The 14,025-nt window shown below is 47.6% G+C and carries 12 protein-coding genes; 7 read left to right on the forward strand and 5 right to left on the reverse strand.

Annotated features, from left to right (window positions below; genetic code table 11):
* Positions 1-1,049 precede the first annotated feature (1,049 nt).
* The 6 genes from RIE73_RS04155 (at position 1,050) to RIE73_RS04180 (ending at position 8,496) form a co-directional block, all read left to right on the forward strand.
* A complete protein-coding gene (locus RIE73_RS04155; RefSeq protein WP_446399988.1) occupies positions 1,050-2,087 on the forward strand; it encodes a phage tail protein in 1,038 nt (345 codons plus the stop codon).
* Between the two features lie 31 nt (positions 2,088-2,118).
* A complete protein-coding gene (locus tag RIE73_RS04160) occupies positions 2,119-3,594 on the forward strand; it encodes a DUF4159 domain-containing protein (RefSeq protein ID WP_446399989.1) in 1,476 nt (491 codons plus the stop codon).
* Positions 3,595-3,668: 74 nt separating this feature from the next.
* Complete coding sequence (locus RIE73_RS04165; protein WP_446399990.1) at positions 3,669-5,870, forward strand: hypothetical protein; 2,202 nt, start codon at positions 3,669-3,671, stop codon at positions 5,868-5,870.
* A gap of 9 nt (positions 5,871-5,879) precedes the next feature.
* Complete coding sequence (locus RIE73_RS04170; protein WP_446399991.1) at positions 5,880-6,278, forward strand: surface-adhesin E family protein; 399 nt, start codon at positions 5,880-5,882, stop codon at positions 6,276-6,278.
* Between the two features lie 435 nt (positions 6,279-6,713).
* On the forward strand, positions 6,714-7,865 hold the full coding sequence (locus RIE73_RS04175) for an anhydro-N-acetylmuramic acid kinase (protein ID WP_446399992.1): 1,152 nt from the start codon (positions 6,714-6,716) through the stop codon (positions 7,863-7,865).
* 184 nt (positions 7,866-8,049) lie between these two features.
* Positions 8,050-8,496: a hypothetical protein gene (locus tag RIE73_RS04180; RefSeq protein WP_446399993.1), complete on the forward strand. Its 447-nt coding sequence runs from the start codon at positions 8,050-8,052 to the stop codon at positions 8,494-8,496.
* A 242-nt stretch (positions 8,497-8,738) separates the two neighbouring features.
* Here RIE73_RS04180 and RIE73_RS04185 read toward each other — a convergent pair whose 3' ends face one another.
* Entirely contained in the window at positions 8,739-8,888 is a 150-nt protein-coding gene (locus RIE73_RS04185) for a hypothetical protein (RefSeq protein ID WP_446399994.1), read from the reverse strand.
* Here RIE73_RS04185 and RIE73_RS04190 point away from each other — a divergent pair.
* On the forward strand, positions 8,887-10,434 hold the full coding sequence (locus RIE73_RS04190) for a serine/threonine protein kinase (RefSeq protein ID WP_446399995.1): 1,548 nt from the start codon (positions 8,887-8,889) through the stop codon (positions 10,432-10,434). The two genes, RIE73_RS04185 and RIE73_RS04190, sit on opposite strands and share 2 nt — an antisense overlap.
* 32 nt (positions 10,435-10,466) lie before the next feature.
* Here RIE73_RS04190 and RIE73_RS04195 read toward each other — a convergent pair whose 3' ends face one another.
* From RIE73_RS04195 to RIE73_RS04210, 4 genes are all read right to left on the reverse strand, one after another.
* A complete protein-coding gene (locus RIE73_RS04195; RefSeq protein WP_446399996.1) occupies positions 10,467-10,598 on the reverse strand; it encodes a hypothetical protein in 132 nt (43 codons plus the stop codon).
* A 23-nt stretch (positions 10,599-10,621) separates the two neighbouring features.
* Entirely contained in the window at positions 10,622-12,028 is a 1,407-nt protein-coding gene (locus RIE73_RS04200) for an NAD(P)(+) transhydrogenase (Re/Si-specific) subunit beta (protein WP_446399997.1), read from the reverse strand.
* Positions 12,029-12,041: 13 nt separating this feature from the next.
* Positions 12,042-12,320: an NAD(P) transhydrogenase subunit alpha gene (locus tag RIE73_RS04205; RefSeq protein ID WP_006105018.1), complete on the reverse strand. Its 279-nt coding sequence runs from the start codon at positions 12,318-12,320 to the stop codon at positions 12,042-12,044.
* A 71-nt stretch (positions 12,321-12,391) separates the two neighbouring features.
* Positions 12,392-13,537 (reverse strand): Re/Si-specific NAD(P)(+) transhydrogenase subunit alpha, encoded by a 1,146-nt coding sequence (locus tag RIE73_RS04210; protein ID WP_446399998.1) that lies wholly within the window; start codon positions 13,535-13,537, stop codon positions 12,392-12,394.
* Positions 13,538-14,025 lie beyond the last annotated feature (488 nt).

The following is a 14,025-nucleotide window of genomic DNA, read 5'->3' on the forward strand; positions in this document are numbered from 1 at the left end:
ACACAACATCATAATTGCTCGTTTTTTACTCTGTTTCCGGAATAATCTACGAATTATCAGGGGATTCAGCCATTGTGAGACGGATGTGCCATGTTCAGGTATATTATCTATGGTGGATATTTTGTGGGCAAAAATAATTCCAAGCTAGCTAAACCCCTTGTATATTGGTAAAACTTTGTATAATCTCTGGTTTTCGTCTCCCGCCCAACGTTCCCTTGGACGCATGTATTTTGTTAAACTTACGATAAAAATTATTGCAGGGTCTTGACAAAAACACAGATTACACAGATCGATTGAATGGCACAGGCAGAATACTAAATAGTGAGGGACACAGATTGACACAGAATACTCAATAGGACTTGCTGAATCAGTGTTGGAGTGAGCAGAATTGGAGTCGCCCATTCTCCTGTTGTACCCGAAAGATCAAGCTATAGTTAGTGATGGTCAGAGGTTATCAGCTTTATCCTGATTTTTAATCAAGTTGATTAACCGATTAATCCTGGCACTTACAAGGGACAGAACTGATAAGTCGGTAGGCACAATAAAAGTTAACAGTAGAGGGAGTCATACTTACTTCCTCGGAGTAGCCAGCTACGTCTTATGTAAGGGTTTGAGAGGTATTTACACAACTTAATAGGGTTGAGTTTATTTTCACCAACCTACTGAGTTGAACTGTCGTTATTCACTGCTATAATCACTCCATGGTTGATGCAATTAGATGCACTGACCGAACGATGTAGAGTTGCTCGGATGAAGTAGGGGAGAATACCTAATTTGAATCTGTAGGGGCGGGTTTAGGGAATCTAGTTTTGCTATTGATGACAACGTTTGTACAAAACCCGCCCTGACCAAATGACAAATGACGTAGCTTGCTTCTCAAGGGAAGCGAGTAAGACAAATGACATAAGACAAATGACGAATGACATAAGACAAATGACATAAGACAAATGACGAATGACATAAGACATAAGACAAATGACGATCCCCACCATTAACGTTAATTGTCCCCACCGACTTAGCAAAACAGGGGGAGTTAACCTGGATTTAGTATGACACAAGCTCGCGATATATTACCCTTACGCCTACAACTAACCTCCATGCAGTTGCCAGAGGTCACCCCTCAGCCGATTGCAGGGTCAAGCGAGTCAGCCGCACCTTTACTCAACCAAGCCACACGGGACACAGAACGTCGCGGGTGCTACCTCACTCTCTATCCGGGAGAACCGAGTGAACTACTGCTGGAACTGGAAAACCTCAGCAGCCAAACCTTACACTTAGATATTCAAATCCAGGGAGATTTTCCCTCCCAATGGTATCGTTTGGGTATGGAAGGGCCCGAACTCCGTGCTGGTGGACGCATGGAAGCAGTGATTCGCTTTTATATGCCAGCCGATTTCTTTGAATCTAATCAGGATTGGGATGCGAAACCCGCTCACCGTCTCGATTATCGCGGTCAGATTTATGTCTATTCCAGCCAATCGGGAACGGGAAGCAAGCAGGTTGAATCGGCTAGCTTTAATCTCTATGTTCGTCCTCGTAGCTTATATCTAAACTTTGTACCCGAAATTTATCAAGACGTCGATTTTATCGGGCGCTTTCTGAAAATTTTCGAGCAAGCCTTTGAACCCAGCGTACAATCTCTGGAGGCTTTATGGGCGTATCTCGACCCTTTAATGACACCAGAAACCCTTCTACCCTTTCTCGCCCATTGGGTGGGTTGGCAACTGAATCCCGCTTTAAGCCTACAGCGACAGCGCTATCTGATTCGTCAGGCGATGGAGATTTATCGCTGGCGGGGTACACGTCGGGGATTACGATTTTACCTGCATCTATTTACGGACTTACCCTTGGATGACCATCTTCCCGAACATCAAAAGCATATTTGTATTCAAGAAGTGTTTGGTCAAGGATTTATGATGGGAAACACCCGCTTAAATCAAGACTCCCTGATTGGTGGCGGACAACCGTATCATTTCATTGTCCGACTACGCCCTGAACCCCCAACTAAAATTGACGAATTGTTAGTGCATCAAATTATCCGCCAAGAAAAACCCGTCTTTTGCACTTATGAACTCTATATTGAATAACATAAGACATAAGACATAAGACATAAGACCAATGAACCACTTCCTTCCCCCATCTCTCCAACAATTTGAGCGTCTCCATGTCACCGATGGCTTACTCATTGATGCCCAACGTTGGCAGTTAGCTCACCACTATCATCGCCAGTATCATAGCACCTTTTATCAATCTCTATATCAGCCCGGAATTGTCTTCGGGTTGGGCGTCCATGTTGTTCCCGCCCCCGCTGATATTGGGGCAAAATACCGAGATGAACGTTGGGTGGAAATTCAACCGGGACTGGCTATTGATTTATTTGGCAATTTTATCGTAGTGCCAGAACCCATGTCCTATCGGATTTCTTCAGAAGCGACTTCCGAAGCACCCTTGATGGTGTACTTGGTGGTTAAGTTTAGAGATCCCGAAGAGTTACGCACTCGTCAAATTACCGATAGAATTGTCGAAACATTTCGGATTGATGAAAAGGCAAGTCCACCCACGGAAGGGGATGTGGAACTCTGTCGAATTCTGCTTAAAGTAGGACTGGTTAAACTGGAAGCGCCCGTCAATAGTTTCTCCCCTAGCTATAACCAATTGGACTTGCGCTACCGCCTCCAGCCCCAAGCCCGACCTCAGGCGATCGTACAAGTGGCTATGTACCAAGGGCTAGCAGTGGACAATGATGAACATGAGCGTATTGTCTCGAATCTCTCCTACCTGCTGCAATCAACCCCTGGACTTTATCCCGCCCTACAGGGGAATGATCACATTGGACAAGTTAGTTTACAATCGACAGAGCTACAAACCCTTTTAGAGTATGACTTATTGTTCATGACCGATCGCCAAGTTCAGGTGTTAGGGGAATCGGAATTTGAGGGACTGCGACAGTATTTACAGGCAGGAGGGACAGTTTTAGTCGAAGCGTCGGCAGGATTGAAACATTGGCTACAAGGTAATGCGATTAAAGACCTAAATAAAATTTACCAAGACCTGGAACAGGCGCTAAATCAAATCGATAGTAATCCCAATATTGATACGGATACACGATTAAAGCAATGCCGACAAGATATTGTCAGTGAACGAGAGATGATTTCTACAGAGTTAGCCAGACGGAAGCATTCGATCGCGGGTCGATTCCAAGAGTTTGCCCAAAGTATGGGAACCCGGTTAACGCCACTGGAAAAATTAGACCGCCATGACTTACTACGGACTCAGCCCTTTCTCTTTGCTACGGCACCTCGTATCAATAGAAAGCCGATGCAAATTTTAAGGGGTGGCGGAATTATTGTCGCCCTCGGTAACTTATCAGAGGCTTGGGGAATTAATGAAAAACGACTGATTTCCCGTGAAGCCATGCGTACAGCCCAAGAATTAGGGATTAACATTTTGCATTTAGCTTGGCGTCGCCGACAACTCACCCGTGGACAGCAGCCACCGCCAACCGTGACGACATCACGCTCCTCCCAGCCCTCTCAGCCATCCCAACCGTCGGAGCGATCGCGTCGAGATGATCTGTTTGATAAGTTAATGTAGGGTGTTGATGAACAGGGAACAGGGCACAGGGCACAGGGAAACTAGAGGAGTTTCGGGAGTAAGGAAGAACAATAATGGTAGACAATTTAATTGATACAACGGTTTCCCCAAAACAACTTCGATTCAAGCCAGGAGGTTTACCCGCTTCGTTTGAAGTTAAGGTCGTTAATGATAGCGATCGCTTTGCCAGTTTTCAGGTGGAAGTTACGGCAGCTGGGGTTGATCCTGATCGGCTTCCGGATTGGTACACGATCTCCCCAGAAGTGGGGACGAAAAAGCCTCCAGGTGATGTTACCCATTTTCAGGTAGCGATTGTCGATAATCCTGTACCTGGGTTTGTCGGATTGATGAACTTAACGGTGCGTGTCTTCTCCATGGAACTCCCGGATGAAGACCGAGAAGTATTGCGTTTAATTTTAGAACAGGGTACGGGTTCAATTCCGTTAAAATTGGATTTGCCAGTACGGGAGTTTCAAGAACGTCCAGCAAGCCAGCAGGAAATTCCGGTACGGGTTTATAATCCCAGTCAACTAGAAACCCATGTTACGTTAAACTTTTCCGGCATAGATCCAACCTGGATTGTAGATGGAACTGAACGCCAGTTGTACCTCCCTCCCAACGGACAAGTTACCGAAACATTTATCTGCCAAATTCCTGACATTCTCCAAGCCCCCAGCCGGATTTATCCCTTTGAGATTACGGCGACTCATCGTCATGGTTCTCCCGCCCAAGTGCAGGGTACATTAGAAGTCTTACCCATGGGGTTGGTGGAATTTAGTGCTATACCCAAACGACAGCAAATTCCCGCCAAACGCGCCTGGATACCCAACTGGCGGAATCCACCCGTTCCTTATACCTTAGAATTTGACAATCATAGCAATCTTCAGCAGCACGTCACTGTTAATATTCAGGGTGAAGATAAACAGGACTGTACCTTAGAATTGCCAGATAAACCCGCAGAATTGAGTCCGGGTCAAACAGCTCAAGCACCGCTTAGGGTTCAAGCCCGACGCCATTTATGGGGTCGAAGGAAGGAACTATCGTTAGAAGCTGTGGCGACGTTATCGGATCAGCGTTTAGGGAATACTAATCCCACGAGTCGATTTTTGAAACTGGATGTTTATCCGATTATTCCAACCTGGTTACTCTTTGGCGGCGGACTTCTGTTTTTATACCTACTTTGGTGGCTATCTTGGCTGAATCCTGATAATCCCTGGTATGGACACCAAGCGGCTGTAAATTCTGTGCAATTTAATGGTATGAGTCAGAATGTCGTCAGTGGGTCTAATGATCAAAGCTTAATTAAATGGCGAGTTGATGGCTTTTTTAATTACTTTGCTAATCCAGAAGTCGAGGAGATTGCCAATACGGGGAAAGCGGTGCGGGTGATTCGTTATAAACCGGTTGATAATAATGTCGTCGCGGCGGGGTTAGAAAATGGCGAGATTCAACTATTGAATTTATTGGCAGAAACGCCAAAATTAATGATGTCTTTTTCTCAGGAAAAAGATGATCGAGTGTTGGCATTAGAGTTTACCGATGACTCGCGCTATCTTTTTAGTGGTCATGGCAGTGGTTTGATCCTGGGGTGGGACATTCAACAAAGTTTAGAGGACGTCGTAGGTGGAGGGAATGGCAATCAGGAACCCGTGCTGAGGGGACAATCCGACTTTGCTGTTTATGCCCTAAAATTTGTGGGACTAGGAAATCAAAATTTAGCCGTTGCCGGACGGTTTAACCAATTGGTTATTTGGAATTTGTCCAAATCAGAGAATGTGACCGTTCCTGTGCAGTATCGTCAAGATGGTCAGAATCGTCCAGGGGGTCAGGATGACTATATTTTCAGTATTGATGTTGCTGATATGAAACCCTATCTGATGGCAACGGCTGACAATCAGGGTTATATTACCTTGTGGAATATGCAATCCTGTTTGGTGGACGGTCAACCGTCTTGTGAAATTATTGACCAATGGCAAAATGGTCATGGCGGTCAACCTGTGCGATCTGTGGCGTTGAGTAACGGGGGTTGTTACTTAGCTAGTGGCGGCGATGACGGACGAACAATGCTGTGGCCCCTCACGACTCAGGGGCAACGAGCAGAACAATATTTAGATGGCATCGAAGTGGATAAGTCATTTGACAACAGAAAATTCAATAGCGTTGATATAAATGTTTTACAGAGAAATATCCTGATCGCCAGTGGTAGTGATGATACCCAGGTACGGGTGAAACGAGCAAAACGATTGCAAGAGTTAGGGTGCGATCGCGATGAGTGAGGACGCTTGATGAGGCTCAAACGTCTAATTATAGCTAGCATTACCACCATTCTCACCACGTTACCGGCTGCGGCTGACCAGTGGGTATTTGTTGCCCGTGATCACAACGATATCGACTATTACGTTGATCCAGAATTTGTCGAACGTCGCCATAATACGGTCTGGTTCTGGCAAATGTCTGTCTTTCCAGAACCGGATGAACAAGGACTATTAGCGCGAAAGACGTACACGGCGATGATTTGTCCACTGCGGGCTTGGCGTCCTGTGGCGATCGCTCGCTTCAATGTCCAAGGTGAATTGATCACTCGTACTCAGTTGAGCGACGATGAACCTTTACAATTCTTTACTTCCGGTAGCGTTGGCGAAGCGATATGGAAATTAGTGTGCCAGAGTGAGGATTTTTCCTGATCGGATCAAGTTCATGCTGTCGGAAAAAACGGTAGATGCACCTTGGTTATCTAACTGTGGGGGTTTGGGGGAGCAATAATACCCACGCCATAATTTTTAATCTGAAGTTCCCCCAGCCAAAAAAGCAAAACTGCCTCACCGTGAGGCTTTTCGCGATTTTTTAGACATTCTGCTCCCGCTCAGTCTAGGTAAGTGTCGAAATCCCCTGAGCGTAGCCGAAGGGGAAAAACCAGGAAATCCAAGTTGTGAAGCTTGGAAGCCTACACCAGAATCTTTGATTTGGTGTGGGAGGATGTCACAGACCTCAGCCTCGAGGCTGAGGTTTTTTTTCGAGAAAATGCCAGATCTTGGTAGAATATGTAACGGCATAAGTCGGTGAGTTTTGAGTTAACTTCTCCCGCTCTCCCATCTCACCCAGCTCCCCCAGCAAAAACTATGACTCGCGTCGTTGGATTAATCAGTGGTACGTCAGTTGATGGAATTGATGCGGCTTTCGTGGAGATTGCTGGTTCAGAATCCGATTTAACTGTGGAGTTATTGGCGGGAGTGACGTATCCCTACCCGGAAAAACTGCGATCGCAAATTCTCAATCTCTGTGCAGGCGGTTCCATCTCGATGGCAGAACTTGCTAGTTTAGATGATGCGATCGCTCAACACTTTGCTCAAGCCGTCCACGCGATTCAGAAACACCACCCACCCGCTGCTACGCTGATTGGTTCCCACGGTCAAACCGTTTACCATCGTCCACCTGCTCCCCCACCCCCCTACACCCCTTTGGGCTATAGTCTTCAGTTAGGACGAGGAGAGGTGATTGCTCACGCCACAGGGATTAAAACCGTCAGTAATTTCCGTGTGGCTGATATCGCCGTTGGGGGTCAAGGAGCGCCCTTAGTCTCCAAAATTGATGCTTGTTTGCTCTGTTCCCCAACTCAGCACCGATGTATCCAAAATATCGGCGGAATTGGTAATGTTACCTACCTTCCTCCCGGTCAAGGAAATTGGTTAGATTTGGTCAGTGGTTGGGATACAGGACCGGGAAATACTTTGTTGGATTTAGCCGTGCAGCATTTTAGCCAGGGACGTCAAACCTATGACCAAGACGGAAACTGGGCGCGACAGGGGAGAGTTTGTCAACCCCTGCTCAACCAATGGTTAAGCCATGACTTTTTCCAGCACCCCCCGCCGAAATCCACAGGACGAGAATTGTTCGGCTGGGATTATTTACACCAATGTATTGCCCAGAGTCAAGCCTATTCCCTGAATCCGGCGGATCTATTGGCAACCCTAACCGAACTCACTGTCGCCTCGATAGAGGACAACTACCGTCGCTTTTTACCGAAGATGCCTGATCAGATCTTCATCAGCGGTGGGGGAAGTCGTAATCTCTATCTCAAACAGCGATTACAAACCCGATTGCCATCAGTGGGGATACAAACCACCGATGAGGCGGGGGTAAATAGCGATTTCAAAGAAGCGATCGCCTTTGCTGTGTTAGCCTATTGGCGAGACTTGGGCATTTGCGGGAATCTCCCAGGGGTTACGGGGGCGAAGCAGGCGGTACTTTTGGGTAATATCGCGCCATCCTAAATAATTAACGGAGAATCCAGCATTTCTTGTCCACTTGGGATTACACTAAATACTGAAACATAATTGCCTTTTTTTATCCTCATGACTACCATTTTGGCAATCGGCTTAGTTAGGCATTGTGTCACAGTCACAGTTGAGGAACCATTAAACCAACAATATTCGATCAGAGGCAAAGGGTAACGCCGTGGCTCACACCTTTTTAATGGAGACAGGACGCTGGGTACTCCAGGGAAATTGGCTGGAGCGCAATGGATTGCTGCTGAGCGTCAGAGGGAAAACCATTGTTGCCTGGGGTCGAGAAAACTGGTTTACGATGGTGACAAAGCTGGTTTTTCCCGAGGATGAGCGCGAGGATATTTCGTTCCAATATCGGGGGCGTCTTGATGCCGGAGAACGACAGTATACCTTCGTCTTACAGCATAGTGTTTTAGGTCGTGTTGAGGGCGAAGGTTGGATCACTCCCGAATCAATAGTGCAGCGCTATTGGGTGTTAGGCGATCGCCAACGGCGTAGTGGTTTTGAAACCCGCCATCAACTTGACGACAATACCTACTACCTCTCCAGTAGCATCATGGCAGGTCATTATCTGACCAGTACCATGGAAGCAACCCTAGAACGACAACCCGAATAGGACAAGACCTATAATCAGAAGTATCAAGCGTGAAGTGTGAACGATGAAATAACGCAGGGACATTTGATCTGCTGAAAAAGCGGCGACGTTTTATCGGCTTTTGTGTGTTAGCGTAGCAGCATATCATCCGGGATAGACCGCTAAGTTCTACATCATCCTTGACATTTCCAACTTCCTGAGTTAAAGGATTAAGGTTTGCCACAGGTGTAACCACAGTTGAACGCTCTAGGAAGCGATACACTCTAGCGGGTCATCAATGGCACAATGGCATGAATCACCGAGTGAGGTATTGGGTCTAGTTCCTGAGAATGCTGCTTGCCGAATTGCGCTTGGGTCAAACTGGTAAATAGGAATCGTTCACAACTGCTCCAAGCTCTCACTAAACCAATCATGACAACAGGCCCTAATCATGGTCGCATACTCGCCAACCGCTATCAACTCGTTGAGTTAATCGGTCAGGGCGCTATGGGTCAAGTGTATAAAGCGAAGGATATGTTACTTGGCGGTGTGATTGTCGCCGTCAAATTCATCTCCCAAACCTTGCTCAACCAAAAAATGCGCGATCGCTTTGAACGAGAAGCGACGATTTGTGCGCTATTGGGAGAAAAAAGTAATCATATCGTGCGCGTCCGGGACTATGGCGTGGATGAAAATGATATTTCGTTTTACGTGATGGAGTTCCTGGAAGGCAATGGCTTAAGCGAAATCATTCGCGAACAACCCCTCCCCTTACCTCGGTTTCTGAATATTAGCCGTCAGATTAGTTTAGGGCTGCAATGCGCTCATCGAGGGATCGTAATCGAAGGTCAACTCAGCCCAATTATCCACCGAGATATTAAACCCAGCAACATTCTCGTGGTTCAAGACGCCTCCTTCGGGGAACTGGTGAAAATCCTCGACTTTGGCATTGCCAAGCTGATCCAGTCCAACAGCGAGCAAACCCATTCGTTTATGGGGACATTAGCCTATTGTTCCCCCGAACAAATGGAAGGACGGGAACTGGATAACCGCTCCGATATTTACAGTCTGGGCGTGATGATGTTTGAGATGCTCACCGGCGAAATGCCGATTATGGGCGAATCGAATTCTTTTGGGGGATGGTACAAAGCCCATCACTTCAGCCCACCGCGTCGCTTTGAAGCCGCGAAACCGGATTTGAAACTACCCAAAGCCTTGGAAACGCTGGTAATGAGTTGTCTAGCAAAAGAAGCCAGCGATCGCCCGCAAACGATTGAGGAAGTGATTCAAACCCTAGAACCCTTAGAACAGCGCTTTGGTCAAGGGCGACAACTCGGTCAGCGGATTGGCGCAGTACTCTCAAAAATACCCCGCGCCGACGAACCACCCAAACCCCCTGCTAAACCCCCTGCTCGTTCCATTGAAGACCTCTGCTTACAAACCTCGTGGCCCAAAAACAAACCCCAAGCCTCGATTGTATTTCCCCATATTATTCGCACCAGTCAGGAACTGTTAGCCACCCTTTGGGTGATGCTGACGAAGGAGGATATTGAAAACCGCCGCATTAGCACCCGCTATAACCAATTCCTGTTCTTGATGTCTCCCCATCCCATGGTGTTATGGATTACCGCCCTGCATAATCGGCAACATGGCGCTCGTTGGCTCACCTGTTATTTGGATCTAAAAACGGCGATGGGTCAGAAAGTGATCCGTATTCTCGGAGACTCAGGAAACTACCGGATTTTATTCTTTGCTCTGACTGAACCCCAACGCTGCGCCAATGTAATGACCGCCACCATTGCCTCAACGCAGCGGAAACTGCTCCTGGATTGGGCAAATGCCAGCCATGCAGCGATGCCCAGCGCCCAACCCCAGCTCAGTAAACGAATTCTCAAGCAAGAGCTTGAGAAACTGAAACCGAAAATTGTGATGAAGCTAGAAGCGGTTCACACGGATTATCCTACCGACATTTCTGGATAGGATTTAATGTTCTGTAGGGGCGGGTTTAGGGACTAAATTCCGCTATTCACCGATAACCGTTCAACAAAACCCGCCCTTTCCCACCAATAACCTCTCAACAACACCTGCCATGATTCGATTGTCGGGGCGGGTTGAGTCAAATTCGGATGGCAAAAAATGATCATCGTCAAACCCGCCCCTAGGTTAATTAAAGCTGCTTCACCTCAGCCACAAGCTGCCCCACAATATCCTTGGCACTACCAAACAACATCATGGTCTTATCGCCATAGAACAGCTCATTTTCAATCCCAGCAAAGCCCGTGTTCAGGCTGCGCTTAATCACGATCGCATGTTTTGCCTTATCCACATCCAGAATCGGCATTCCGTAAATCGGACTACTGCTATTGCTGCGAGCGGCGGGATTCACCACATCATTGGCACCAATGACCAGGGCGACATCCGTGTTATCAAACTGAGGATTGATGTCATCCATGTCATAGAGCTGGTCATAGGAGACATTGGCTTCGGCTAAGAGGACATTCATGTGTCCCGGCATCCGACCCGCAACTGGGTGAATCGCGTATTTGACCTCAACCCCCAGCTTGTCTAGCTGATCGGCTAGCTCGCGCACGGTATGTTGTGCCTGAGCCACTGCCATTCCATACCCTGGAACAACGACCACAGAGCGGGCATAGCCCAACATCATTGCCCCTTCTTCGGCATCAATGCTATGGACAACCTTGTCACCTGTGCTGCTAGCACCACCAGCGCCGCCTTGAGCCTCACCGCTGCCAAAGGCGCTAAATAGCACGTTGGGTAGGGAACGGTTCATTGCCTTACACATAATGTTGGTCAGGATTAAACCGGAAGCGCCAACCAATGCTCCTGCCACAATCAGCATATCGTTCATCACGACAAAACCTGCTGCGCTTGCTGCTAAGCCAGAAAACGAGTTGAGCAGTGAGATCACCACAGGCATATCGCCGCCGCCAATGGGTAGGACAAATAAAACCCCTAACACCGAGGAAATCCCCACCATCGCTAAAAAGATGGTCGTATTATCGGGTGTAACTAAGAGGTAGCCACTGCACACCAAAAAGCTAATCAGCAGTAAGGCATTAAACACCTGCTGTAAGGGAAACTGAACCGGTTTACCCGTAATCAATCCCTGTAACTTGCCAAATGCGATAAAGCTGCCGGTCAGGGTGACGCCACCAATCAGCACCCCCAGAATCACGGTAATCGTAGACCCTAACGGTACACCTTGACCTGTACTCAGCAAACGCCAAAATTCTCCGATCGCGACTAAGGCTGAGGCGGCACCACCCAACCCATTCAGCAAGCCTACCATCTGCGGCATGGCAGTCATCGCCACTTTATAGGCTGCCGTCACACCGATGACAGCACCGATGGCAATCCCCACCAGAATCATTTGATAATTTAAGACCTGTTGGTTCAGCAGCGTTGCTACCACAGCCAGTAGCATCCCCACTGACGCCCAAACGTTTCCTTGGCGTGCTGTCGCCGGTGATCCCAGTTTCTTCAGCCCAAAGATAAATAATCCGGTTGCGACTAAATACGTCAGTTCAATCCCAGTCGGGAGAAAGTCGGTCATGGTCTCACCTCACTTATTTCTTAAACATTTGCAACATGCGATCCGTCACCAGGAAACCGCCCACCACGTTCACGGTGGCGAGTACGACAGCGACTAACCCTAAAATGACGGTGACATTCCATTCCTTTGATCCGGAGATGAGTAATGCGCCGATCACGGCAATCCCGGAAATGGCATTTGCCCCAGACATTAAGGGAGTATGTAGGGTGGGTGGCACTTTGTTGATCACTTCAAAACCAACAAAGGCGGCTAAGACAAAGACAAATAAACTGGCAATGAATGTGGTGGTCATCTTTTTCTCCTTTTTGAGGGTTGATGATTCATTGGCAAAAACCAATGGATCAACTTGAACTTAAACTCTGCCTAGACGGTGGTACTCATTTGAGACAGGGCATCTTTCACCCGCTGATTGCGAATTTCACCCGCGTGGGTAATACAGGTGCTGTCTACAATATCATCCTCAAAATTGAGTTGTAACTGTCCCTCTTTGACCAGGTACTGTAATAAGGTTGAGATATTCTTGGCGTACATCTGGCTGGCGTGGGTGGGCATAGACGCGGGGACATTGATTGGACCGATAACGGTGACGCCATGACGGACGATATCTTTCCCGGCTTCGGTCACGGCACAGTTTCCACCTTGTTCAGCAGCAAGATCCACGATCACGGAACCCGGACTCATTTGCTCAACCATCTCCTCCGTCACCAGTAAGGGGGCTTGTTTGCCGGGAACTTGGGCGGTGGTAATCACTACATCCGATTGCTTGACGTGTTCAGCGATTACCTCTTGGGTGCGCTGTTTAGCGGTGTCAGAGACTTCCTTGGCATAACCGCCTTCAGCCACGGTATCTTCTTGGAGATCGACCTCAACAAACTTTGCCCCTAGACTTTGTACTTCCTCTTTCACCGCCGGACGAATATCAAAGGCTTCTACCATAGCACCTAGGCGTCGGGCAGTGGCGATCGCTTGCAGTCCAGCTACACCTGCACCCAGGATAAATACTTTGGAGGGTTTGATCGTACCTGCGGCTGTGGTTAACATGGGGAAGAATTTCGGTAACGCGGCGGCGGCAATCAGTACCGCTTTATACCCGGCTACCCCAGCTTGGGACGATAGCGCATCCATACTCTGAGCGCGACTGGTACGGGGAATCAACTCCATACTGAAGGCAGTCACTTGGCGGTTTGCTAGTTTCTGAGCTACCTCTGGCTTACCGAGGGGACTGAGGAAGCTAATTAATGTTGAGCCTTCCCGCATCTGGTTGATTTCATCATCTTTGGGAATGCCCACTTTCAGGACGATATCGGCTTCACCCCAGAGTTTACCTGGGTCAGAGACTAGGGTAGCTCCCGCCTCTTCGTAGGCGCGATCGCTAAAAAACGATGCCTCTCCTGCACCGTTTTCTACCCAAATCTCTAAACCCTGTTTAACCAAACGGGCAACAATGTCCGGAATCAAGGCGACCCGATTTTCGCCAACTTCAATTTCTTTAACCAGTGCTATTTTCATTGACAACTCCTGATAGACTAACCGAAAAAACTATAACGTGATCCTTTGGCAAATCCCTTACACGAAGGGCAGATTTTTATGCCATGATAGCCCTTATGTTTTTCTTTTGCATTAACCCGACACCTACAATTGGGGTCAGGGAAAATTTGTTGATCTTGAGGACGATTGCCTTAGCTATAGCTTAATCTGAACGTACTCTTTCACTTTTGGAGAAGACCCAGCGTCTTTTTGGCTGGGCGACTCATCCCTAATATCGCGTAGAAACTATTCCTGAATTAAGCCATGGAGTCAGATCTTGTGCATTGAAATTGAAGGGTGAGACGTTTGAACAAAAACCGTCAATCCCTCTCCCTGCAATTGTTCAGCCTCAACGAGCAAATTCAAACCGCTAACAATTTTCTAGTCTAAGGTTAATTGTGTTATTCACCTGAGCATTTTTATTTTGTCTTAGCAATTTCGATATGATACATCAATCAACTTGGGTATAT

The organism is Coleofasciculus sp. C1-SOL-03, assembly GCF_040220555.1.
Classification (GTDB): Bacteria; Cyanobacteriota; Cyanobacteriia; order Cyanobacteriales; family Coleofasciculaceae; genus Coleofasciculus.